Raw genomic sequence first — 23,931 nt, 5'->3', positions numbered from 1 at the left:
CTTTATCTACCCAGGAGATTCACCATGATCCAGACTCAAGCCACCCGCACCGCTCGCCAGGAACTGACCGAAAACATCATTCTGGCCAAGGCCCGCAAGGATCTTTCCTTTGCTGAAATCGTTGATGGCACCGGCCTGTCCGAAGCCTTCGTCACTGCAGCCCTACTTGGCCAGCACCCGCTGCCTGAAAGCGCCGCCAAGGTCGTAGGTGAAAAGCTCGACCTCGATGCTGATCAAGTCGCTCTGCTGCAATCGATGCCAATTCGTGGCAGCTTCTTCGACGGTGTGCCGAGCGACCCGACCATCTACCGCTTCTACGAGATGATGTCGGTCTACGGCACCACCCTCAAAGCACTGGTTCACGAGAAGTTCGGTGACGGCATCATCAGTGCGATCAACTTCAAGCTGGATATCAAAAAAGTTGAAGACCCGGACGGTGGCCACCGCGCAGTGATCACCCTGGACGGCAAGTACCTGCCTACCAAGCCTTTCTGATGTCACTCAGCCCGGCGCCTTCTGACGCCGGGCTGCTCCCCAAACCTCTTTACGACTGAGCACTACCAAGTGCTCCGGCCTTCTTACGCCTTCAATACAGGTGATTGCCATGAAGCTGTTACTCGTTTTGTTCCTCGGCTGCCTCGGTTCTGTCGCGATGGCCGATGACCAGGTTGCTCAGACCGCACAAATTCCGGTCGAGCCCTATCGTTACGCTCAGAACTTGGATATCGCGCGTGTTGTAGCTGTAACGCCGGCACCCAATGTCTGCGATGTAGTACCGATGCAACTGACTTACGACGACTCCAAGGGCGACCGGCACATCATGGAGTACCGCGTTATAGGGAATGGTTGCTCCAACAACTAACCCAGCACCTAACGATTACCGGCCCATCGCCAAGGAACTTGAACCATGAAATTGTCACGTACACTCACCGTCGGCCTTCTTGCCATAGCCGTTAACAGTGCATTCGCTACAGGTAGTCCTGGTGTCGAAACCACCACCCAAGCTTTCCTTCAAGCCCTGGAGGCAGGCGGCGGCAAGCCGCTGGAAACCCTTTCACCGAAAGACGCTCGCGCCGTGCTGAGCGGTGCCCAGGCCAGCGTTCAGGTAGATGTCTCAGGTATCCAGGTCGAGCGCCGCAGCATCGAGGTTGAGGGTAAATCCCTGGATATTCGTGTGATACGTCCAGTAGGCGCCAACGGCGACTTGCCTGTATTCATGTTCTTCCATGGCGGGGGTTGGGTGCTGGGTGACTATCCCACTCATGAGCGCCTCATCCATGACCTGGTAGTAGGCTCTGGTGCGGCAGCGGTATACGTCGACTACACGCCGTCGCCGGAAGCGAAGTTCCCCACAGCGATCAATCAAGCGTATGGCGCCACACGCTGGGTTGCCGAACACGGCAAGCAGATTGGTGTTGATGGAAGCCGTCTCGCTGTCGTAGGTAACAGTGTTGGTGGGAACATGGCCGCAGTGGTTGCGATCAAGGCCAAAGAGGCCGGCACACCTAAGCTGCGCTTCCAAGCGCTCTTGTGGCCGGTGACGGATGCAGACTTCAACGACAGCTCTTACAACCGCTTCGCCGATGGCCACTTCCTTACTCGCGGCATGATGAAATGGTTCTGGGACAACTACACCACCGATCCTAAGCAGCGCAGCGACATCCACGCCTCACCACTTCGCGCAAGCCTCGAGCAGCTGACAGGCCTGCCTCCAGCTTTGGTACAGACTGCCGAAATGGATGTACTTCGTGATGAAGGTGAAGCCTACGCCCGCAAACTCAATGCGGCAGGCGTACCGGTTACTGCCGTTCGTTACAACGGCATGATCCATGACTACGGCCTGCTCAACGTACTCGCCCAGGTTCCCAGTGTCCGTGACGCGATGACTCAAGCCGCTCTGGCGATCAAGCAGCATCTGCAGTAGTCCAAGCTAATCAGAATTGTTGGTTGGACGTGGGTGATCACCAGGATTTTGATAAGTCTTGATGACCGTTTTAATCGGAAGCAGTTCTTGTGAAAGATGATGCTCCGTTCGCCCTCCGTTTGTGATCATCGAAGCAAGCGGAGCGCGCCGGCCCCGGACGGGCCAGAGGCGTGATGATGGAAGCCCGAAGGGCCGCAACCTAGCGAAGCCAGGGTGCGGTTTACGACAGCCGTACCCCGGAAGGGGGCACGTCCAGGGTGGTGTTTACCTCCCTTTGATCGCGTACATTTTCAGCGGCTGGCTATCGATTGATGTCATGGGTTTGACCACCCACGAATGTCAGGTGCGGATTTTGAGCTAAGTCGATTCCGCTAGGACGTCTAAGCTCCTCCAGCCCTGGCACGCCACCGTCACCATCCAGGTTCTCAATTTCCAAGCGAAGTTGTTCGATAAGCTCCGCTGATGATTTCCCAGATTCCAAGCTCAAGGTCAGCGTCAGCAGCGTCAGTGAGCTCACTCCTAGCCGCTGACTTACCTGCTTGAGCTTATCCAGTGTCAGGCTGGACTTACCGCCTTCGAGCTTTGAAAGAAACGTTCGACTCGTGTCACCAAAGTCCCGCTGCGTGATTTTTCGCTGACTGCGTAGCGCCCGAAGGACGATGGCGAAAGACGATTTCAGTGACATATGCGATACCTCCGCTTGAGCGTGTCTCCGGTGAAGTCCACGTGGAATTTCCGCTCAGTCTCGAAGCCTGTGGGCTGGCCTGGCCTTTCGGTCATGAAGAGCTACCGTTCCGTCGAAATACTGTTGATGCATCCAGTGTATCTCGCTAAGCTCGTGAGGAGAACATTTGTACTACTCGCGGTGATAAGCGTTATGACCAAGCCAGACCAGACCCTTGATGATCGCTTTGCTTTTTTCTCGCGCGAGGAACTGCTCGAGCAGCAATGCCTGTTGCTGGAGAGCGAAATGGCCGTGATGGGCGAGGAATTGACGGCCTCTCGCGAAAAGATCGCCACCTTGGTTTTGATGTGGACGGGCGTCAAAGCTGAGCTGCAGAAGGCGGAGACGGAGCTAATTCAGGCGAGGTATCAGCTTCAGGTAGCCAGCGCTGCTCACTGAGGAAAGAACTGCGTTTAGCGATATAGGCTGGAACCTGGGTGTGCAGGGCTTGAGCACTCCTCGCGGCCCCCTCGGTTACCCGGTCTTGAGCTGCTGCTTTAGCTTGGCCATGAGGCGCAGACCTGTAGCTTCCACGAGATCGCCATGGTGGCTCAGAGCGCCACAGCCCCTGCAACTGATCACCGATTTACGATGCAGCCTAGTGGGTTGCACAAGCTGCTTTCCATTGCATTTGAGGCAGCGAAGGGTGAGGCTCATCATGCCTTTTCCTTGGAAACTTCATGTACTGGGCCCTCGATCCTTTAGAGAGCGTTACATTGAGTGCTGAGGGGCTTTGATCGTTCAGTCGGTGAATCATGAGCAGCTGCGCAGGCAGTCTCGCTTTGGGTTATCACGCTGAGAGATGGTGCGCGCAGACCATAGCATTCGGTGGAAATCTGCGATGCGTCCTGCACGCCATAGCTTTGTCTCACAACGTCGCCGGGGTTGGAGGAGGAAGGCCTGATAAAACGCAGTTGCGATGAAGCAGGGCAGAAACACCCCCGTAGAATCTCGTTACCTCCCTGGATGATAAGGCTTGCGCACGATCACATTGATCCTAGCTTGCCCAAACGTTGGAGATGCAGTTGCGGCTCGCGTCAGTCAGGCCGAGCTTAGGGGAGAAGGTAAAGTACAAACCCAGGCTGTCAGGCGAGCTCAATCCAGGCCTCTCGCCAACCAGGGTCAAGCTCATCTTGGCATTCAGCAGTTTCCCGATTTCATCAGCTACAGCTACCCGACCCTGTTGCACCATGCAAATGGGAGCGACTTTGCTCCTGTAAGTGGCCAAACCACTTACACTATCCTTTTGTGTGGCAGATCCTGATCGTGGACTTCAACGACCAAACCTTTGACACGTTCTTGAATGCATTGCATGACGGCGTCTATATCACCGATGGTGCCGGTATCACCGTGAAGGTGAACACTGCATACGAGCGACTGACAGGGCTTGAAGGTGAGCAAATCATCGGGCGTAGCATGCATGACCTGGTACGCGATGGTGTCGTATCACAGTCAGCATCATTGCGCGTGCTCCAGCAAGGCGCTCCTGTATCAGTGATGCAAAGCCTGAGTAACGGCAAAAAGCTTTTGGTAAGCGCTACGCCGATTTTTGAAGATCGCCGCATCAGCTACGTCGTCAGCGCAGTTCGGGACATGACCGAGCTTCTGCGTATGAAGCACGAGCGTGATGAGCTAGCTGGGCTCAAAAAGCTTCGTCACAGCACCGCGCAACTGCACGCTGGCGAATACATGAAGCTCGCGATGTCTCCAATGGTTTTCGACCAGGCACAGACTGGACAGCTCTTTTCCCAAGCTCGACGAGTGGCCAGTAGCGATGTGAAGGTGCTGCTTCTCGGGGAGACCGGGGTAGGCAAAAGCCTCGTCGCCCAGTACATCCACAATGCAAGCGCTCGGGCAAATGAGCCTTTCATACCTCTCAATTGCGGAGCAATGCCGGAGAACCTCATAGAGGCGGAATTGTTTGGATATGCGCCAGGAGCTTTCACGGGGGCCGCTGCAAAAGGGAAGAGAGGGCTATTGGAGCTCGCCAACCATGGCACTTTATTCCTCGATGAGATTGGTGATCTCCCCCTATCCCTTCAGGTCAAGCTTCTGAAGGTCATCGAGGAAAATCGCTTTATCCCTGTTGGAGGCCTAGAGCTAAAGGAGGTTGACGTCCGCATCATCAGTGCGACCCACCATGATCTTCGGCAGCGGGTTGCTGATGGCTTATTCCGGGCGGATCTGTATTACAGACTCAATGTCGTTCCTATCAAAATCCCTGCCCTGCGGGAGCGTGGCAGTGAGATACCCACGCTCCTGGAGCACTACCTTGCTCATTTCAACGGCAGGTATAAGCAAAAGATGAAATGGAGTCTCGAGGCGGTTGATCTGCTCTGTGAGTATGCTTGGCCAGGAAATATCCGCGAACTAATCAATCTGGTCGAGCGCTTGGTCGTTACCTGCGAGTCTGAAACGATTGAAGCGCTAGACCTACCGGAGGAGATGCTGAACCTGCATGCAGAGGGCGAAAACCTGAGCCGACTCCCATTGCGCAGGATCATTGAGAATGCAGAACGCAGCGCCATCATGTCCGCGATGCGAATTCACAAAACCACCCGCCTTGCGGCAAAAGCCCTGGGCGTCAGCCAAGCCACCATTGTCCAAAAGATGAAACGTTGGGAAAGGTCTGATTAGGTTTCTAATCGGAGACCAGCTTTCTGATTTAATTCTTGCTCGCTGAACGCCTCCCGACATACACCAGAACGCGGTGAAGGCCAGCAACGGCGGGCTTTTCAAAGCTTTGGCATAGCTTTTGTTATCCACCAGCTCATCACAAGAAAACAAAGAGGATGAGCCCGTGAGTGTTTCTGCCTTTCAAATAGCTAACAAACTCCTTACTGGCCCCGGCGCGATTGACCAACTCGATGCCGAATTAACACGTTTGAAGGTCAGCAATCCCCTCATCGTGACCGATGCGATCCTGGTGAAAACCGGCACCGTTGAGCTCGCCTTGGCCCAGCTGGCTGGCCGCAACTACGGCCTCTATGACCAAGTTCAACCAGAGCCGGAAATTGGTTTGGTTGAAGATTGCACTCGTGCCTACCGTGAAGGCGGTCATGACGGACTAATCGGTCTGGGCGGTGGCAGCGCGATTGATATCGCCAAAGGTGTTGCTGCCTTTGCTGGGCATGAGGGAGCTTTGGCCGATCTTTTCGGAGTAAATCAGGTAGCCCGGAAAGGCCCCCCACTGATCGCAATCCCAACCACTGCCGGCACCGGTTCCGAGGTCACCAACGTGGCTATTTTTTCGGACAAAAAGGCGCAGTTGAAGAAAGGGATTGTGAGCGACTACCTCTTGCCAGACGTTGCCTTGGTAAGTCCGTTAATGACCCTTACCTGCCCACGTAGCGTCACTGCTGCAAGCGGGGTAGACGCGCTTGTACACGCCATCGAATCGTACATTTCTGTAAACCGCTCACCTATCACCGATGCCATCGCGCTGGGCGCAATCCGACTTATCGCACGGGCCTTGCCAAAGGCCTATGCGAACCCTGATGACCTGGTTGCTCGCGAAGAAATGGCCACGGCGAGCCTCATGGGTGGCATGGCGTTTGGCAACGCTGGTGTCGGTGCGGTACATGCCTTGGCCTACCCACTTGGCGGACGCTTCAACATCGCTCACGGTGTCAGCAATGCACTCTTGCTTCCTTACGTCATGCGGTGGAACAAGCTCGCATGTGCTGAGCGCCTCAAAGATGTTGCCCAGGCAATGGGTATCAGCGTCGACGGGCTGAGCGATCTTCAAGCAGCTGATGCTGCAGTTACCGCGATGGCCGAGCTGTGTTCAGCCGTCGGTATTCCAACCGGGCTTCGAGCATTCAGTGTGCCCCATGACGCATTGGCATCAATGGCGGAAGAGGCCAGCAAGATCGACCGCCTAATGCGCAACAACCCTCGCAAACTTTCGCCGGCAGACATTGAGGAAATCTACCGAGCAGCCTGGTAGCAGCCTGATAAATCTGGCACCCCTGCTGGGGTGCCATGCCTACAAGACCAATAATACAGGTGCACTAATGTCAAATTCAGCACATGAAACTCCATACATTCCCCTTGGCCCGTTCAAGGTTCGACTGCCATTTCTGCACTATCGCCTTGAGCTGCCAGATTTCCTTCAGGGCCTCTTAATGTGCGCCGTGGATCTCGCGGCCATCCCCCTGATGACCGAGCTTCTCGGAATGCCATTCGAAGTGGCCCTCGCTGTCGTCATGCTCAATGGTCTGCTTTACCTCACTCACCATCTCCTTGGAGATCCAACCGTTCCAGGATGGATCACGCCAGCAGTCCCACTGCTGATGGCTTACTGCGCGACATTCCCTGAGGGGCCAGAGCGCGTTCATGCACTCATCGCCTTCCAGCTCTTGTTAGGAGTGTTCTCGATAACGCTCGGCGCAACGGGAATGGCCAAGAAGGTCTTCACCTACGTTCCCTCAGCCATCAAGTCGGGCATCATTGTCGGCGCGGGTTTCAGCGCCGTGATTTCTGTGTTCCAAATTGGCGGCAAATTCGATGTGCTGCCGATCACCATCAGCATCACCGTAGGCCTGGCGTTCTATCTGATTTTCTCCCAGCATTTCGCACAGCTGAAAAAAAGGAATCGTTTCTGGTGGAATTTCGCCAAGCTTGGAATTCTGCCCATCATCCTGCTTGCCGTTGTGATTGCGCCGCTGGTGAACGAAGCATCTTGGCCAACCATCAAGTGGGGTATCAGCACGCCTGACTTCATGGGGCTCTGGAACAATTACACAGTCTTCGGCCTAGGCATGCCACCTCTCTCGATGTTCATCTCAGCCATTCCAATGGTGCTTGCGGTGTACATCGTCGTGTTCGGCGACGTGCTTAGCGCCAAGGTTCTGCTGGATGAGGCTGAGCTGGTACGTACCGATGAAAAGGTGGACTACAACCCTGATCGCGCTCACCTGATCTTCGGTGGACGGAATGCATTCATGAGTATCTTCGGCCCAGATGTGGCAATGTGCGGGCCTAAATGGGCGGCAATGCTTGTGGTCATTATCGAGCGGTTCAAAGGTGGCCCACGTGCCATGCAGTCCATCATCGGTGGCGTCGGCTCTTTCCGCTGGGGCACGAACACAGGCTTGCTGTTGCTGCCAGTCGTTACGCTTGTTCAACCCATCCTGGGTGTGGCCTTGGCCCTCACTCTGCTGATCCAGGGCTATGTGAGCGTTCGTCTGGGTGTTCTGGAAGCGAAGAGTCAGCGTGACCTTGGCATCGCAGGCGTGATCGGTGCCGTGCTCGCCATCAAGGGTGCCAGCTGGGCATTCGCCGTGGGAGTCGCGCTTTGCCTGCTGATCTACGGGAAGAATTTCTTCAAAGGCGAGAACGATGGCACCTTCACCCGCGACCAGTCCGTCGACGACAAAACCGCTCCAGTGAAGCGAGAGAAGGCCGTAGCGTAAGCGTCCGGCGAACTCACCTTCCGAACTCCAGCATTAAGGGCGATGGTGTCCGCGTATTTTTAAGCGGACGCGATCACCCTTATCGCCAGGATTTCCATGCGCCAACGAAGCTCTTATCCGAAACCGTTCAAAGCCTAGGTCGTTCAGGAATGCCTGCAACCTGGCGCATCCGAGGATCATCCTGGTCGTATTGCTTGGCATGGCTGGGCCGGGGAGGGCGAAAATAGGTTGGATGTCCACCACGCGTGGCTTATTGAACACTTGGAAAGTGGCCGGGTGCTCTCGGAGCTATGGGCCGATGCCATTTATCTTTCGGGGTTGTCGGCCCAACCATACCCTCAAGGCTGCAGCAATGTTGCTGCTCTTAAGGCCAGCCTTTAGCGTCCAACGCTTTATTTCATACCCAGTCTTTCCAGAGTTGGTGCCAGTCCGAGTAGCTGAACAGTGCTCACGCCGGATTCGATCCCGCGACGAATGCCTTCTTCCTTATCTTCTCGCGCGTGGCTGAGCTGAATCACTTCCTCAACCCGATGCTGCTCTACAACTACCAAGCCGTCTCGATCCCCGACGATGATGTCACCTGGATTGATCAGGACATTGCCGATCATGACGGGTACGTTAACCTTGCCCGGCTGGCACTTGTTGGTGCCCTTGATGCTCAGCCCGCGAGCAAACGTAGGGAAACCCATTTCGATGATTGAGTCAGCATCACGCACCGCACCATTGATGACCAGTCCCACAATGCCCAGGCGCTGCGCAGCAAGGGTCAGCAGATCACCCCATGGGCCGGCTTCAGTGAAGCCTTTTGCGTCCACAACGAGAACGTCTCCTGGCTTGGCTTTGGTCAGTGCATAGTGGATGGCCAAGTTGTCGTCGGGTCGGCAGTCGACGGTGAGGGCAGGGCCGCAAAGCCGTTGAGACGGGTCGACAGGACGAATACAGCTGTCGAGCGCACCCGTTTGGCCCTGAGCTTCGTGAATGGTGGCCGAGCCGAGCATTTTCATTGCATCGATTTCTTCTTGTTGAATGGGCATGGCGTTTTCCGTATGGCTGATCAATTTCACCGCGCAGTTCTGACTAGCTTTTTGCACTAGCCCACGCTTGTGTGGTGGTTGGGTGTATCCGTTAGCAGTGTCCGTGAGTACAATAAAAGTACAATTAGAGCTTTGCAAACAATTTTCGTACAAACGGTCGCTGGTCTCGCGATAATCCGCACATGGATAAAGGGCTGGATGAAGGCATGGCCCTTGTGAAATGACTCTTGAAAGCAGAAAGGGGATGGCATGGCTACAGAGCGGATCTACGAGACTCTGCGCAACCGCATCATTGCTGGGCAGTACGAGCCAGGCACTCAGCTGAAAGAAGAGCCGCTGAGCCGTGAGTTTGGGCTTAGTCGCACGCCTGTCAGGGCTTCGCTGAAACGTCTGGTGGATGACGGGCTAGCTGTGGTTGAGGCTAACCGAGGGGTATTCATCGCAGGCTGGACAAGGTGGGATGTGGAGGAAATGTTCAGCTTGCGGGAGCTGCTGGAGCCGCATGCCGCAATGCTGGCGGCACAGCGCGCAACGCCAGGCGATTTGCAGGAGCTTCACCGCATCAACAAGGATATGGCCCAGGCCATCGCTTTGGGAGGAGAGAACGTGCAGCTCGGAGTGCAGGCTGCAAACAAGGCGTTCCACCATCGGCTACTGGAGACGGCTCGCTCTCAGCGGTTGAAGTCCATGCTTTTGACCTTGATCGATATGCCGGTGATCACCCGCTCGTTCTTTCTTTACGGCACCGCTGACTTCAATCGCAGCCTGCAGCAGCACCTAGACATCACCTATGCCGTTGAGATTGGTGATGGGGAGCTCGCGCGGCAAGCAATGGCCACCCATATCCGCATGGCGTACCGCCGTTTCATGGCCCACCGATCGGAAAATACGCCTGCCCAGTAGAAAAAATACAATTACAGAACAATCTGGGTTACAGTGGCTCCATAAGAACAAGTTTTGGAGGAGCCATGAGCCCTTTCTCCCTCAGCACAGCCTTGAATCTGCCCCTCTCGTCGAGTCTCGATCTGAGCTGCGTCTCCCTCCCACGCTTGTCGCGTCCGCTCATCGATCAACGACGTGGTAACCAGGCCGAGGGGTGGGGCCAACGGCAGCATCTGATCCAGCGTGTTCTGGCACCGCCCCTTCTCCCTATCTGACCTCCAATAGCGCGGCGCCTAAACCGCGTCTGATTGAACGACACAGAACCACTTAGCACGCGGGCGCGAATCCGGGGGCTGAGCGTTGCTGCACTAAACCGAAAGTTATGTTTTGAACCCGCAACCATTAATAATAAAAGCAGGTGTTGGTATGAAAAACGGTATTGATGCATCTGAAAAACCGTCTCGGTTCCGTTGGGTTGTCGCGGGCTTATTCTTCCTGGTGTACACCGTGGCGTCGGCTGATCGTGCGAACTTAGGCGTAGCGCTGCCTTTCATTCGTGAAGAATATCCAATGACCAACGCAGAAGCCGGAGCATTGCTCAGTGTGTTCCTGCTTGCCTACGCGCTTGCCCAGATTCCATCAGGTTTTGCATCTAGTAAGTGGGGCGTGAGGAAGATTTTTTCATTTTCGATGATCGCTACTTCGGTTCTTACCGGCCTGATGGGCACAGTCAGTTCGGTCATTGGGTTGAAGATCTGCCGCTTCTTGCTCGGGATCGCAGAAGGCCCTCTGCCGATCGGGATCGCTTCGACCATCAACAATTGGTTCCCTGCTAAAGAAAAAGGCACCGCGACCGGAATTTTTCTCGCAGCTGTAAAGTTCGGCCCTGTATTGGTACCTCCACTGTGTGTGGCAATCGTCGCGATGTGGGGATGGCGAGAAATCTTCTACCTCTTCGCGATCCCTGGCATTGTACTCGCAATAATGTGGTACTTCTTGGTCGCGAACCAGCCTGCAGAGAGCAAGTTTGTAAATGATAAAGAGCTGGATTACATCACTGACGAGGCCAATAACACCATCTCGCAGCAAAAAGCAGCTGTTGCGCGAGATTTCAAAAAGCTGGACATATTGATACGTGTCTCGCCTGTAACCCCAATTACCACCAGCAAAGAGCTGTTTAGTTCCTGGAACGTGATTGGTTGCTCGTTGGGTTACAGTTTCCAGGTCGGCATCTCGATGATTCTACTATCCTGGATCCCGACCTACCTCGTCAGCGTAAAAAACTTCTCGATCATGAACATGGGCTTCGTAGCGGCAGCACCGTGGGTCGGTGCCATTTTCGGTAACCTGCTGGGTGGAATCCTTTCAGATCGAGTTCTGGGCAAACGCCGTAAGCCAGGAATGATGCTCTCCGCCCTGGCGACCGCTGGGATGATGTACGCACTGATCAATTCGCCCAACGATCCGGTGCTGTACGCAGGCCTCATGTTCCTCACCGGTACGCTTATCAGCATTGGCTACTCATCCTACATGGTCTACCCGATGGGCTTGGCTTCCAAGAAGGTCTTTCCAGTTGCGAGTTCGATCGTCAATACAGGCGGGCAACTTGGGGGGGCAGCGGCGCCGTTTCTGGTTGGGTTGCTGCTGGATAGCTACGGTTGGTCGCAGGTCTTCCTCGGTATGGCAATCGCCTCGTTTATTAGCTTCCTTATACTGCTGACCATTAAAGAGCCTGTGCCCGCAGCCTCCCCGGTAGATGAGCAATCTGACGCTTCAATTCAGCATGCAGAGATGAAACCGTCGAATGGCTAATAGCTATTTCGACAACCGCAAATACAGCTTGTTGTTTTACAAGAGGAACTTTAAATGACTGGTTCATTCAAGGCGCGAGTATGTCGCCTGGATCTTTGGATCAATCCCATCTTTGACGAAACTTTAGCGCGCCGTCCAGATGTATATCTCGATGTGGCATCCAGTGACCCAACTTGCACTGCCACCAGTGAGGCTCTTGCGAACGCACATGCTTACCATGTCTGTGCGGCCAAGGATGATCTGCCAAAGCGTTGGTGGGTAAACACTGATCTGATCAACGAGAGTCCCAACCTGCTGTGCGTGTCAGCCGGCGGCGCCGGATATGACACGGTAGATGTCGATGCCTGTACCAAAGCGGGTATCCCGGTCGTTAACCAGGCAGGGGCCAACGCTCATTCTGTCGCAGAGCATACCTTCGCCCTGCTGCTTGCTGTTATCAAGCGGGTAGTGGAGTCTGACAGGAAGCTGCGGACAGAGTCGGGCTTCAAGCGCGAAGACCTAATGGGCGACGAGATCCATGGCTGCACGATCGGGCTCGTCGGTATTGGAGAGATCGGCACCCGCACCGCCAAGATTGCTGCAGGTTTTGGTCTTAAGGTTCTCGCCTATGATCCCAATGTTTCAGCGGAGGAAATTCGAGCACGCGGCGCTGAGCCGGTGAGTCTGGACGCTTTGTTGAAGCAGAGTGACTTGGTCTCGCTTCATTGCCCTCTGAACGCGCAAACACGGCACATGATCGGTACCGAACAATTCGAAACGATGAAGCCTGGATCAGTATTCATCTCTACTGCCCGTGGTGGTATCCACGATGAAGTGGCTCTGTATAAGGCCTTGAGCTCCGGACGCCTGCGTGGCGCTGGGCTGGATGTCTGGGAAGTTGAACCACCACCTCACGAGGCGCCGCTGCTAAGTCTGTCGAACGTCGTAGCTACTTTCCACACAGCCGGGGTCAGTCACGGCGGACGTCGAAACGTAGCACGATCTTCCGCCGAGCAAATTCTGATGATGGTGGATGGCGCGCGCCCCCCGCACCTTCTCAACCCTCAGGTTTGGGAGCGTTTCTTGAAACGACGTGAACAGATCCTAGGCCTTGCGACGAAGTTTGAGCCGGTTTGATCTAGGTTAGGGCGCCGGCACGTATTTAGAGAACCTCTTGGTGGGGCGCCCAGCCATTGCCCCCATAACAATAAATGGATCGAAAATGAATCTGACCTCGGCGTCAATTCGTTGCCGCTACCGCTGCTGTGACAGGTGTAGCCGCCACAATGCCTGCGTGGGCTGCTGTACCTTGGTCATCAGGCGAGCAGAGGCCGAACCTTCAGTTTCCCGTTGGCAGCGTTGACTGTCACATGCACCTCTTCGACAATCGTATTCCGGCTGTACCTGGAGCAAAGCTGCGACCTGCAAATATTTCGCTGGAAGACTATCGCCAGTTACAGCGGCGTATGGGGCTGACTCGCATGGTCATCGTTCAGCCATCGACTTATGGCTTCGAAAACCAGGTGATGATGGATGGTTTGGTTAGCAGTGAGGGGGGCACGTGGCGTCGCGGTGATCCAGCCTACGGTAAGCGACGCGGAACTGAAGGCAATGCATACCGCTGGTGTACGTGGTATCCGCCTCAATTTGAGTTTTGGTGGTGCTCGTATCGAAGACATGGAGCGCCTGTCCGCCCGTGTGAATGAATTAGGCTGGCAAGTACAATTTGTGTCTCCGGGGAGTTTTCTGCCAGAACTGGAAGCCCGCTTTCGGCGATTGCCAAGCCCCTTGGTGATCGATCACATGGTGGAAATCTCTCAGCCGGGCGGTATCACATCGGAGCCTTTCAAAGTCTTGGAGCGGCTGTTGAATACTGATCATGTCTGGGTGAAGTTGTCTGGTGCCTACATCAGTTCTGCAATCGGGGCTCCTGGTTTCGCAGACGTCGGTAAGATAGCTATGGCACTGGTCGCTCAACGGGCTGATCGATTGGTTGGGGTTCTGACTGGCCGCATGTCACTGAGTGCGGTACGAAACCGGACGATGCGCAACTGGCAGACCTGCTACTGGCATGGGCACCATCCGAAGCAGTGCGTAACCAAATTCTGCGTGACAATGCGTATCGGCTTTACGATTTTACTGAAGAGACGCGTGCCGCCACTTAGGGCTCCCTGTGTCTGGGGTTTCGAGGTCGCATTTTAGTAGACCCAAAGAGCCCCGTTTCTGCGGCGCTCAACCTTTTAAACGTACCTCTGCGCCAAGCATTTCGCAGGATTAATTCTTAAACCTGGCGGGACATGGGCGATTTTTCCTTACTTAGCGTAAGAGGGCCAGGCGCTGTGGACGCCTGGCCAGGGCGAGGAAATATTCAGTTAGCGGGCGCTGTGGGGTGAGGTTCTTCAAGCCCCATGGGTTCAGCAATGGTGAGCAAAATTAGAAAGCTGATAAGCGAGCTGATAGCCATGAACATGAACACGTAATTCCAGCCCAAGCTATCGAGTAGCACTCCGGTGATGAACGGCGTAGCTGCCCCGCCCAGCTGTCCACCCATGTTCACTACCGCGCTGGAAATGGGGAATTTACTCTTCGAAGCCAGGGCCATCGGGTAGACCATGTAGGAGGAGTAGCCGACGGAGAGTAAGACGCCGGTGAGGAGCAGAAGCAAACCGTACTGGAGAGGGTCAGCTGGTGAGTTGATCAACAGATACATCATACCAGCGGTGGCGAGAGCCGAAAGCATCATCCCCGGTTTGCGGCGCTTCCCGAGAACACGGTCGGACAGGAATCCCCCGAGTACGTTGCCAATCACGGCGCCTACCCATGGTGCAGCGGAAACCAAACCCATGTTCACCAGGGAGTAGTTTTTCACCGTCACCAAATAGGTAGGGATCCAGGCCAGAAGCACGCTGGAAATACCCAGTTGGAAGCAGTAGCCAAGCGCGCAGCCCCAGATATTCCAAGAGGTAAAGATCTTGCGGTTGGTATCCAATTCTTGGACGCGGCGGGCACGGATGAAACGATCAAGAGTCTTGAAGTTACGTGCAGGACGCGTGGCTGTCTGTGCATCCGATTTAGGCTGCGAGGGATCTGCGGTGATGTAGTCAAGTTCGGCTTTGTTGACGAAGCGGCTTTGACTTGGATGATCCGTGACCAGCCAGTACCAGGCCAGACCCAGAATGATGCCGGGAATCGCGAAGAAGTAGAAAATCTCACGCCATCCCCAGACTGCGATGATCACGGCGCAAATGGGCGGGACGATGACCGGGCCGAATTTTACGGCTGAGAGAAATATCCCTGTTGCGGTGCCTTTTTCTTTGGCTGGAAACCAGTTATTGATCGTGGTGGTCATGCCGATCGGAAGGGGGCCCTCCGCGATACCGAGGCCGACTCGGTAGAGCTTCAATGTGATAATGCTGTGGATGGTGCCAATCAGGCCAGTGAACACCGACGTGGCAATCATCGCGGCTGGAAGGATTTTCCGTACCCCGAAACGACTAGAGGCGAATCCGGAGGGCAGTTGCGCAAGCGCGTAAGCGAGAAGGAACAGACTGATCAGCGCACCGGCCTCAGTATTACTCATCTCAAATTCTTTGCGAATGAAGGGCAGTGCTACGCCGATGTTCGCCCGGTCGGCGGCGGCAATGGTGTAAACAAGGAAAATCATACCGACGACCACCCAACGGAATCCGCTAGGCTTTTCGGCTTTTGGCGAGGCAAGAGGGGAGTGGGGCATAGCGGTCATACCAGTGATTGTTTTTGTTAACTGGATTCTGATTGCTACGGCTTGGTGGGAAAAAGCGATTTTTTTTAATGTGATTTCTTCGAAAAAAGGAAACTATCACTACGTGGCCTGGACGGGAGTTTTCTCAGAGAAGCGTGACTGGAGCGTGGAAGTCGATACATTCGCTGGCGATGACTCGGCACTGCTCGATCAGCGCTCGGTTGTCGTCTCGTCGCCACTGAAAAGTGTATTGCAAAGGGCGGAGTGCCGGGAATCTGGGCAATTCAACTAGGAGACCGCGTAAGACCAGCGACTGTGCCCAGGCTTTCGGAAGGAAACCTACACCGAGGCCCTGGACGATTAATCCGGCAATCGCACCCCAATTTTCACAAGGAAGCAAACGTCCTGGACTGACGTTTTGATCGGCTAGCCAGTCGTCAAGAATCCGGACTGTACCTGCCGTAGCAGGCAAACTGATGAGTACGGTTTCGACCAGGTTTTCAGGTTGCAGTTTGCTGAGGTCAGCTGAAGCTGGCAGATCGGGACGACTTACCCAGATAAACTCCGCCTGCCCGATAATCTGGGACGAGATACTTGTTCTCGTTGAGGGGCCAGCGATAAGCGCGAAATCCAAATCGCCATCAGCCAAACGCTCTTCAATTGCCTGCCCAACCCCTACGCTTGGCTCGACCAGCAACAGGGGGTGTGCCTGCTGAAGTTTTTCCACCATGCGCGGCAGCCATGTTAGTCCTGTGAGTTCTCCCGCACCAAATCGGCAGCGCCCCTCAAGGGCGGAGTTGCTTTTGGCTAAGGCTAGGAAACGTCCTGCGTGAGATATCAGATCCCTTGCATGTGGTACCAGCTGTTGGCCAGCTGCGGTGGGCGATGCGGCTCGCCCGGTTCTATTGAACAGCTCGGCACCGAGAGAGACCTCAAGCTCGGAAATTCGCTTCGATAGAGAGGACACAGAGATGTTCAGTCTACTGGCCGCAACGGCGAAGCTTGCACAGGTCGCTGCCCAGTAAAATGCTTCCAGTTGCTTGAGCGTCATGAAATGTCTCTTCGAAAAAAGCGAATCTTGGGTTCTTATTTTATTCGCTTTAGGATGTTTATCCACTTCCTTATCGTGTTGAGACTACGTCCCACACAGGTAGAGACTGAATCATGCATCCCGTATTGCGCCACTGCCTTTCACTGCACGACTTCGAGAGGATCGCTCGCCGAAAGCTCCCAAGACCGTTATATGCCTACGTGTCCGGTGCGGTAGAGGACGAGGCGTCAGTCACCGATAACCGCGCTTGTTTCCAAGACTACAGTTTTTTGCCCAGCGCTTTGGTCAATGTTTCGAACGTGAACACCGGCGTCAATCTGGATGGCCTATTGTTCGCGGCGCCCATTGGCATTGCACCGATGGGGATCGCTGCGATCACGAGCTACCGGGGTGATGTGACGATGGCCCGCGCCGCTGCGGCTGCGAACGTACCCTGCATCATGAGCGGCTCATCGCTGATTCGCCTTGAGGAAGTCATGGACGCTGCCCCTGGGACATGGTTCCAGGCGTATCTGCCAGGTGACGAATTACAGATCAATGCGCTGATCGATAGAGTGGCTGCTGCTCAGGTCGAAACGCTGGTACTGACTGTCGATACCCCGGTCGCCGCCAATCGTGAAAACAACGTCCGGGCCGGCTTCTCCACACCATTGAAGCCGAGCGTAAGGCTCGCGTTAGAGGGGATCATTCATCCCGAATGGTTATGCCGTACCTTCCTGAAGACGCTAATGAAACACGGGATGCCGCACTTCGAGAATAACTATGCGACCCGTGGCGCTCCCATCGTTGCGAAAAACGTTTTGCGGGATTTCTCCGATAGGGGGCATCTGAGCTGGGATCATGTGCGAGCGATTCGAAACCGGTGGAAGGGGCGCCTGATCATCAAGGGGATTCTGAATCCAGCCGATGCTGTCAAAGCCATCGCGGTCGGTGCTGAAGGGATCATCGTTTCCAACCATGGCGGGAGACAGTTGGATGGCAGCGTCGCTCCCCTCAGGATCTTGCCGCATATCATCGACGCGATCCCCGATAGCTTAGTCATGCTCGATAGTGGAATCAGACGCGGCACCGATGTCATGAAGGCCATGGCGTTAGGAGCCAAAGCTGTATTCATTGGTCGTCCATTCAACTACGCGGCAACTGTGGCGGGTGAAGACGGAGTTGCTCATGCCATCAAGCTGATCTCTGACGAACTGAAACGTGACATGGGTTTGCTTGGAGTGACTGAGGTCACAGCGCTATCTCTTTCGCACCTTTTTCACAAAGGGCAGGCACGCCGGGACTGATTCCACCAGGAAGGGTTTGTACTTGCTCCGTGCTCCTATGCTCACAATAAAAAGGGCCGCTACATCTCTGTAGCGGCCCTCGACACTGAGCTCCGTCAGAACAGTGCCGTCCCTTTCAGTGGTTCAGTGGATCAAACACTCTGATCAGTGCGAAACCACAGCGTGGTGTGATTTCGCAGGACTCGGTCTAAGTTTTACTTATTCGGTAAGGCCTCTGCCTGATGGCCAATGGCGATTTCCTGAGCGCTAAAATTTTCCTCGGAACCCCCGCGCTTGCTTTCCCATTTGGCAATAACCAAGGGGGCGAGCGCGTTGCCAAGTACGTTCAGTGTTGTGGTACCCATGTCCATAATGCGATAGATGCCCGCGATGAATGCGATCCCTTCGAGTGGCAGGCCTGCACTCGCCAGGGTGGCTGACAGGATCACAAACATGAAACCAGGAACGCCGGCTGCCCCCTTAGAGGTGAGTACCATGGTGACAACCAGAAGTGCCTGCTGAGTCAGATCCAGTTCAATTCCATACAGTTGAGCGACAAATAGCGTACCGATGCCAAGGAACAACGAGGCGCCATCAAGGTTGAATGAATAGCCAACTGGGACGACAAAGCTGACCAGTTGCCGAGGCGCGCCAAATTTCTCAAGCTTGTCCATCAGCTGTGGCATCACCGCTGCAGAGCTGGCAGTGGAAAAGGCGAGAACCAGCTCGTCCTTTATATGCTTGATCAGCGCAATCAGGTTGATGCCGGCGATCTTGGCGATTGTCCCGAGGACGAACACTGCGAACAGCACATATGCGAGGTAAGTAACGACAATCAGCTTCCCCAAGGGCAGTAGTGAGGAGAATCCGAAGTTGGCTACGGTCACGGCAATCATCCCGAAGACGCCAATAGGCGAATAGGCCATGACCATTGAGGTGACGCGAAACATAGCGTCACTGACGCCACGGAACACATCCAAAACTGGCTTTTTGCGGTCTTGTGGCAGGCTCGACAAGCCCAACCCAAACATCACTGCGAAGAATAGGATAGGGAGAAGGCTGCCGGTAGCCATGGCGTTTACAATATTGTCCGGCACGATTCCGAGAAGCAGGCCTGCCACACCATGGCCGCCTGAGCCGGAGTTGGTAAGGTTGACGCTCACGGCCTTGAGGCTGTGTAGATCTGTGCCAGCGCCGGGTTGAAGGACATTACCGATAACCAGGCCGAAAATGATCGCCGTGGTGGTTACGCAGAAAAAGTAGAGCAGGGTTTTGGCGCCCATTCTTCCCAGCGCTTTGCTGTCGCCATGGCCAGCTACGCCGACAACCATGCAACAGAATACGATTGGGACGACGATCATCTTCATCAGCTTGATGAAAAGGTCACCAGCGGGCTGCAGGATGTTATCGACCAACCACGGTCGTGCATCAGGGTAATGGTTAAGAATGGCACCTACGATGATGCCAGCAACGAGACCAATAAGAATTTGGGCGACGAGTGGAACTCTTGGCTTATGCATGTCCGTCTCACAGATTAAGCGGCAGGATCTTTTTGTTGGTAACCCGAGCGCCTCCGTGCGCGCGTAATTGTATTTATGGGTAACGCTTAGGTCAGGGACTCACAGGCTTTGCGAAGACGTGCGCAACCTTCCCGGATGACCTGATCTCCACTAGCAAAGGACAAGCGGACATAAGGACTGATGCCGTAGGCCTCACCGAGTACAGTGGCCACGCCGGCCTCTTCGAGCCAGAAGCGCACCACGTCCGCGTCGTTCGAAAGCAGCGATCCACTAGGCGTCTTCTTGCCGATGAGCCCTTCAACGTTCACAAAGACGTAGAAGGCTCCATCCGGAGAGGCGAACGAAAGGCCTGGCACATCACGGAGCAAGCCAGTCATAAGGTCTCGCCGGGTCTCATAGAGATCGGCCATCGCTTTGACCGGAGTTTGGTCGCCTGCAAAAGCTGCAACGGCTGCAGCCTGGCTGATCGAACTCGGACAGGTCGTGCTTTGCGACAGCAATTTGCCAATGGCGGCGATCAACCACTTCGGGCCGGCGCCGAAGCCAAGCCGCCATCCGGTCATGGCATAACCTTTCGACGCACCATTGATGATCAGAATGCGATCCTTCAGATCAGGTGCTGCGGTGACGAACGATATGTGGCTTTTGCCGCCATAGACAAAGTGCTCGTAGATCTCGTCCGACATCATCAGAACGTGCGGATGATCGCGAAGTACCTGAGCGATGCCTTTGAGCTCAGCCAGGGTGTAGACGGCACCGCTGGGATTGTTCGGGCTATTGAGAATGAGCCATTTGGTTTTCGGGGTGATCGCTTGATCAAGCTCTGCTGCGGTCAGTTTGAAGCCGTTTTCCTCACGACCTTCAATGACTACCGGGGTGCCACCACTGAGTTTGGTTATATCCGGGTAGGACACCCAGTAGGGGGTATGGACGATGACCTCGTCACCTGGATTCAGGGTGGCCGCTAAGGCTTCAAAGATGATCTGTTTACCACCCGTGCCGGCGACGACTTCATCGACGGAGTAATTCAAGCCGTTGTCCCGCGATAGCTTGGTCACAATGGCTTCGCGAAGAGCGGGAGTGCCCAAAGTGCTGGTGTAATGTGTGTCGCCACTTGCCATCGCTTTCGATGCCGCGTCCAGGATATGCGCGGGGGTGTCCAGATCAGGCTCACCCACAGTGAAATTCACGATATCGCGGCCTTCAGCGCGCAGCTTTGCTACCAGAGCATTCGCAGCAATGCTGGGGGAAGGGGCGATGCTTAGTACGCGCTTGGAGAGGTAAGTTGTAGTCATGGTCGTCACCTCACAGCAGGCCGGCTTTGGATAGGGCGTTGTTGATCCAGGATTGATCGGTTGATCCGTTGGCAATCTCGGCTTTAACACGCTCTTCCAAGGTCTCGTGGTTGCGCGCCATGACCAGCAAGTCTTTAGCGATGGCCTGCGGGAAGGCCACGAGTCCATCCTCATCCCCCACCACGATGTCGCCGGGATTGATGACCATACCGCCAATGCTTACAGGGACATTGATTTCGCCAGGCCCTGTCTTGTACGGGCCGCGATGAACTACTCCACGGGCGTAGCAGGGAGTTTCACTAAAGCTCGCGACGTCGCGGATGGCGCCATCCACCACGAAGCCAACACAACCGTGCTGTAGAGCATAGAGCTTGATCAGTTCGCCGATAACCGCGTTCGTGGTGTCGCCCTGAGCATCAACGACCAGTACATCGCCGTGACGCAGCATGGTCAGTGCCTTATAGATGTACAGGTTGTCGCCGGGGCGAGTTTTAACAGTGAGAGCGGTGCCGACCATCTTTCCGGTTTGGTTATAACGAGTCAGTCCTCGCGCGCCGATGTGCCGACCCATGTTGTCGCTGATGTGAGGCGTGACGACCGTGCGAAACGCGTCGATCAGATGATTAGCCGCAGGGGCAGGAGAAGGATTGATTCGAGTGCCGGAAAAAGACATGGGGTCTCCGTGAAGCTCATTTTTTGTTCGGAGCCTGATCTTAGGGCGGCCTGCACTCAATTTTTAGCGATATTTATCTATGCTGTAATATCTCTTTTTGGAATGTTTTCTGGGTGGTGTATGGTAGAGCTGCACTGGTTGGCGGCGATGATTCTCCACTCGGACGAGATCTTCTAAGCCCGACTCCACACCAATTTTGGAAAGCTGATGGACTAAGTGAATGATTACCTTCAAGCAGCTAGAGGCGCTCTACTGGGTTGTCGAGATGCGTGGGTTTGAACCAGCATCCGCAAAGCTAAACATGACTCAGTCTGCTATCTCCAAGCGTGTTCAGGAGCTTGAGGTGGCACTGGATATTGAAATATTTGACAGGGCCAAGCGAAATGCTCGCCTTACGGAGAAGGGCGCCGAGCTTTACCAATATGCCGCCGACATGCTCAGTCAACGCGATTTGATGCTTGAGCGGGTGAGTTCCAAGCACGTCTTAGTACGGCGATTTCGCATTGGCGTTACAGAGCTCACTGCGTTGACTTGGTTGCCCAGCTTGATCGAAAGCATTCGCGATGCTTACCCCTTAGTTACCATTGAACCCTCGGTGGAGCTGAGTACTGAACTGTTCAAAAAGCTCGAGGCAGACCAGCTCGATCTTATCATCGTGCCGGATATATTCGATGATGCCAGGTTCCTGTCCACGCCGTTGAAAGCTGTCGAAAACGCCTGGATGTGTTCCCCGACTTTGTACTCCAGCACAGAGCCTATGGAGCTTCAGGATCTTGAACAGTTCACTGTTCTAACTCAGGGCGGTAGTTCGGGAACTGGTCTGATTTACGATAGATGGTTTACGCAACACGATGTCAGATTCAATCGAACGATCATCAGTAACTACCTAGTGGCCCAGGTTGGCCTGACGCTATCTGGCCTTGGGATCAGCTATCTGCCTAAACGATGCATGTCATTCCTGATCGACCAAGGGCAGCTGTCTGTAATCAACACTAAAACCGCTTTACCGCTGGTTAGATACTCCGCTGTGCATCGGGCTGACCGGGTGTTGGGCCTGACCGTTGAGGTTTCCAAATTGGCTGTAAAAACCTGTAATTTCGATCAGATGCTTCTGCACACGCTGCCCTGAGGAAGTGGCTGGGCCTTTGAAGCGGACATCCTAATGGACGAATGGCCAGTCTCGAAGAGGAAGTGCGGGCAAAAGGAAGCCCGCTGCTAGGCGGCAAAGACTATTACACGTAGGGGGATGGCTTCAGAATATCCGATGATCCGCCAAAATTGAGTGAAAGAAACTGAATCAGGTGCCTGGCGGCATCGTCAGAATGATCTTGCCGACATTGAGTGAGGCTTCCATTTTCCGATGAGCATCCGCGGCCTGCGCCAATGGGAAGATGCTATCAACAACGGGCACGAGACTACCTCCTCCCTCAAAACGATCAAGCCAATGTTCGCGGAAGCGTTTGACCATCGCATGTTTTTCGGGCTGTGTGCGGGACTTCATTACCGTGCCTATGATCTGCAGGTGGCGATACAGAATGTCCTCCAATCTGAGGCCGACATCGCCCCCGCCGCCCAGGATACCGACCTGTACCAGTCGGCCACCCTTGGCGAGCGACTTGATATTCCTAATGAAGTAGGGCTCGCCCACAAAATCGATGATGACATCCACACCTTGACCATTGGTGTGATTTGCGACGACCTGGGCGAAGTCCTGCGTTCTGTAGTCGATGGTGAAGTCGGCTCCCAAATGCTCGACGCGGGACATCTTGCCGCCCTCGGTCGTGGCAAAAACCTTGGCGCCTGTGGCGTAAGCAAGCTGCACGGCTGCTGAGCCAACGCCTCCAGCAGCAGCATGAATGAGTACTGACTCGCCTTGTTTCAGTTTCGCCAGGTGGATCATCGCTTCGTGAGCGGTCACAAAGACTTCCGGGATCGCTGCAGCATGCACGTAGTCGAGTGCAGCAGGAATCGGCATCGCCATGCGGTAATCGATACGCGCGATTTCAGCATAGGCGCCGCCACCTACAACCCCCATCACCCGATCGCCGACCTGATAACCTGACACCTCGCTGCCAACCTCGAGCACCTCACCCGAAATTTCCAGGCCGATGATCAGCGAGTCGCCGAAGTTGGGACGCCCATAGCCACCGGTACGATGGGTCAGATCAGCTCGGTTAACGCCGGCAGCATGCACGCGAACCAGCAGGTCGGAGGGGCGAACTTCTGGCACAGGTACATCACTTACCTGGAGGACTTCAGGGCCGCCAAAGGTTTCAAAGGTGATCGCTTTCATGGCTTCAAAGGCTCCGAGTCAACGAGCGTGGAATGGGCTATGGCAGATGCAGTGATCGCTGCAGGAAATCCTGCATAAAAGGAGAGGTGGGTAATTGCTCCGGCAAGCTCTTCACGCGTTATCCCGTTGGCAACGGCTCGCCGTAGGTGGGCCGGCAATTCATCGGAGTGGCCGCCAGCAATCAGTGCTGCGATGGTGATCAGACTGCGGTCGCGTGGTGACAAAGAGGCGTCCCCCCAAATTTGTGGGTACAGCGTTGAGTCAATGAACTCCGATAGTTTCGGCGTGAAAGCCCTGGCGGCCTCACGAGGGCTTGTAAAGTTGAGACCTGTCATGGAGCG

At 54.9% G+C, this 23,931-nt stretch carries 21 protein-coding genes and 2 pseudogenes; 13 read left to right on the top strand and 10 right to left on the bottom strand.

Going from position 1 to position 23,931, the window contains the following annotated elements:
* Nucleotides 1-24: 24 nt before the first annotated feature.
* The 3 genes from cynS (at nt 25) to ABE528_RS10875 (ending at nt 1,924) form a co-directional block, all read left to right on the top strand.
* Nucleotides 25-495, top strand: a complete 471-nt coding sequence (gene cynS / locus ABE528_RS10885) for a cyanase (RefSeq protein ID WP_252461477.1) — start codon at nt 25-27, stop codon at nt 493-495.
* A gap of 109 nt (nt 496-604) precedes the next feature.
* Nucleotides 605-862 carry a DUF2790 domain-containing protein gene (locus ABE528_RS10880; RefSeq protein WP_252461475.1) on the top strand — a complete coding sequence of 86 codons (258 nt, stop codon included), beginning with the start codon at nt 605-607 and terminating at the stop codon, nt 860-862.
* 45 nt (nt 863-907) lie between these two features.
* Complete coding sequence (locus ABE528_RS10875) at nt 908-1,924, top strand: alpha/beta hydrolase (protein ID WP_252461474.1); 1,017 nt, start codon at nt 908-910, stop codon at nt 1,922-1,924.
* 301 nt (nt 1,925-2,225) lie between these two features.
* Here the strand turns inward: ABE528_RS10875 and ABE528_RS10870 are convergent, their stop codons facing one another.
* Nucleotides 2,226-2,609, bottom strand: coding sequence for a helix-turn-helix transcriptional regulator (locus tag ABE528_RS10870; protein WP_346652932.1), 384 nt, complete (start codon nt 2,607-2,609; stop codon nt 2,226-2,228).
* A 192-nt stretch (nt 2,610-2,801) separates the two neighbouring features.
* Between ABE528_RS10870 and ABE528_RS10865 the strand changes: the two genes are divergently transcribed.
* Nucleotides 2,802-3,047 (top strand): hypothetical protein, encoded by a 246-nt coding sequence (locus ABE528_RS10865; RefSeq protein WP_252461472.1) that lies wholly within the window; start codon nt 2,802-2,804, stop codon nt 3,045-3,047.
* A gap of 610 nt (nt 3,048-3,657) precedes the next feature.
* Here the strand turns inward: ABE528_RS10865 and ABE528_RS10860 are convergent.
* Nucleotides 3,658-3,876: pseudogene (locus ABE528_RS10860) on the bottom strand (ethanolamine ammonia-lyase light chain EutC); the annotation flags it as partial.
* Nucleotides 3,877-3,914: 38 nt separating this feature from the next.
* On the opposite strand from ABE528_RS10860, the gene ABE528_RS10855 reads away from it, so the two are divergent.
* From ABE528_RS10855 to ABE528_RS10845, 3 genes are all read left to right on the top strand, one after another.
* On the top strand, nt 3,915-5,285 hold the full coding sequence (locus ABE528_RS10855; protein ID WP_252461471.1) for a sigma 54-interacting transcriptional regulator: 1,371 nt from the start codon (nt 3,915-3,917) through the stop codon (nt 5,283-5,285).
* Nucleotides 5,286-5,448: 163 nt separating this feature from the next.
* The gene (locus ABE528_RS10850; RefSeq protein ID WP_252461470.1) at nt 5,449-6,597 is read left to right on the top strand and encodes an iron-containing alcohol dehydrogenase; all 1,149 of its coding nucleotides are present in this window, start codon (nt 5,449-5,451) and stop codon (nt 6,595-6,597) included.
* A gap of 67 nt (nt 6,598-6,664) precedes the next feature.
* Entirely contained in the window at nt 6,665-8,065 is a 1,401-nt protein-coding gene (locus ABE528_RS10845) for a hypothetical protein (RefSeq protein WP_252461469.1), read from the top strand.
* A 392-nt stretch (nt 8,066-8,457) separates the two neighbouring features.
* Here the strand turns inward: ABE528_RS10845 and ABE528_RS10840 are convergent, their stop codons facing one another.
* A complete protein-coding gene (locus ABE528_RS10840; RefSeq protein ID WP_346652931.1) occupies nt 8,458-9,099 on the bottom strand; it encodes a 4-carboxy-4-hydroxy-2-oxoadipate aldolase/oxaloacetate decarboxylase in 642 nt (213 codons plus the stop codon).
* Between the two features lie 249 nt (nt 9,100-9,348).
* Between ABE528_RS10840 and ABE528_RS10835 the strand changes: the two genes are divergently transcribed.
* The 4 genes and pseudogenes from ABE528_RS10835 (at nt 9,349) to ABE528_RS10820 (ending at nt 13,937) form a co-directional block, all read left to right on the top strand.
* Nucleotides 9,349-10,002 (top strand): GntR family transcriptional regulator, encoded by a 654-nt coding sequence (locus ABE528_RS10835; protein WP_346652930.1) that lies wholly within the window; start codon nt 9,349-9,351, stop codon nt 10,000-10,002.
* Nucleotides 10,003-10,407: 405 nt separating this feature from the next.
* Complete coding sequence (locus ABE528_RS10830) at nt 10,408-11,793, top strand: MFS transporter (RefSeq protein WP_346652929.1); 1,386 nt, start codon at nt 10,408-10,410, stop codon at nt 11,791-11,793.
* Between the two features lie 54 nt (nt 11,794-11,847).
* Nucleotides 11,848-12,909 carry a hydroxyacid dehydrogenase gene (locus ABE528_RS10825; protein ID WP_346652928.1) on the top strand — a complete coding sequence of 354 codons (1,062 nt, stop codon included), beginning with the start codon at nt 11,848-11,850 and terminating at the stop codon, nt 12,907-12,909.
* Between the two features lie 396 nt (nt 12,910-13,305).
* A pseudogene (locus ABE528_RS10820) lies at nt 13,306-13,937 on the top strand (amidohydrolase family protein).
* A gap of 203 nt (nt 13,938-14,140) precedes the next feature.
* Here ABE528_RS10820 and ABE528_RS10815 read toward each other — a convergent pair.
* Both ABE528_RS10815 and ABE528_RS10810 read right to left on the bottom strand, forming a co-directional pair.
* Nucleotides 14,141-15,505: an MFS transporter gene (locus ABE528_RS10815; protein WP_346652927.1), complete on the bottom strand. Its 1,365-nt coding sequence runs from the start codon at nt 15,503-15,505 to the stop codon at nt 14,141-14,143.
* Nucleotides 15,506-15,638: 133 nt separating this feature from the next.
* A complete protein-coding gene (locus ABE528_RS10810; protein WP_346652926.1) occupies nt 15,639-16,610 on the bottom strand; it encodes a LysR family transcriptional regulator in 972 nt (323 codons plus the stop codon).
* A gap of 47 nt (nt 16,611-16,657) precedes the next feature.
* Here ABE528_RS10810 and ABE528_RS10805 point away from each other — a divergent pair, with 47 nt between their 5' ends.
* Nucleotides 16,658-17,830 carry an alpha-hydroxy acid oxidase gene (locus tag ABE528_RS10805; protein ID WP_346652925.1) on the top strand — a complete coding sequence of 391 codons (1,173 nt, stop codon included), beginning with the start codon at nt 16,658-16,660 and terminating at the stop codon, nt 17,828-17,830.
* Nucleotides 17,831-18,024: 194 nt separating this feature from the next.
* Here the strand turns inward: ABE528_RS10805 and ABE528_RS10800 are convergent, their stop codons facing one another.
* The 3 genes from ABE528_RS10800 to ABE528_RS10790 all read right to left on the bottom strand — a co-directional run bounded on the left by ABE528_RS10800 (nt 18,025) and on the right by ABE528_RS10790 (nt 21,297).
* Nucleotides 18,025-19,329 (bottom strand): cation:dicarboxylase symporter family transporter, encoded by a 1,305-nt coding sequence (locus ABE528_RS10800; RefSeq protein WP_346652924.1) that lies wholly within the window; start codon nt 19,327-19,329, stop codon nt 18,025-18,027.
* Between the two features lie 86 nt (nt 19,330-19,415).
* The gene (locus ABE528_RS10795; RefSeq protein ID WP_346652923.1) at nt 19,416-20,624 is read right to left on the bottom strand and encodes a pyridoxal phosphate-dependent aminotransferase; all 1,209 of its coding nucleotides are present in this window, start codon (nt 20,622-20,624) and stop codon (nt 19,416-19,418) included.
* 10 nt (nt 20,625-20,634) lie between these two features.
* Entirely contained in the window at nt 20,635-21,297 is a 663-nt protein-coding gene (locus tag ABE528_RS10790) for an RraA family protein (RefSeq protein WP_346652922.1), read from the bottom strand.
* A gap of 220 nt (nt 21,298-21,517) precedes the next feature.
* Between ABE528_RS10790 and ABE528_RS10785 the strand changes: the two genes are divergently transcribed.
* The gene (locus ABE528_RS10785) at nt 21,518-22,426 is read left to right on the top strand and encodes a LysR family transcriptional regulator (RefSeq protein WP_346652921.1); all 909 of its coding nucleotides are present in this window, start codon (nt 21,518-21,520) and stop codon (nt 22,424-22,426) included.
* Nucleotides 22,427-22,594: 168 nt separating this feature from the next.
* Here ABE528_RS10785 and ABE528_RS10780 read toward each other — a convergent pair whose 3' ends face one another.
* Both ABE528_RS10780 and ABE528_RS10775 read right to left on the bottom strand, forming a co-directional pair.
* Complete coding sequence (locus ABE528_RS10780; RefSeq protein WP_346652920.1) at nt 22,595-23,590, bottom strand: NAD(P)H-quinone oxidoreductase; 996 nt, start codon at nt 23,588-23,590, stop codon at nt 22,595-22,597.
* Nucleotides 23,587-23,925 (bottom strand): carboxymuconolactone decarboxylase family protein, encoded by a 339-nt coding sequence (locus ABE528_RS10775; RefSeq protein ID WP_213883142.1) that lies wholly within the window; start codon nt 23,923-23,925, stop codon nt 23,587-23,589. Before ABE528_RS10775 ends, ABE528_RS10780 begins: the two co-directional genes overlap by 4 nt.
* Nucleotides 23,926-23,931 lie beyond the last annotated feature (6 nt).

Origin of the sequence: Pseudomonas sp. TWI628 (assembly GCF_039673865.1) — a bacterium.
Taxonomy (GTDB): domain Bacteria; phylum Pseudomonadota; class Gammaproteobacteria; order Pseudomonadales; family Pseudomonadaceae; genus Aquipseudomonas.
This window is presented reverse-complemented; position numbering and strand designations above follow the sequence as displayed.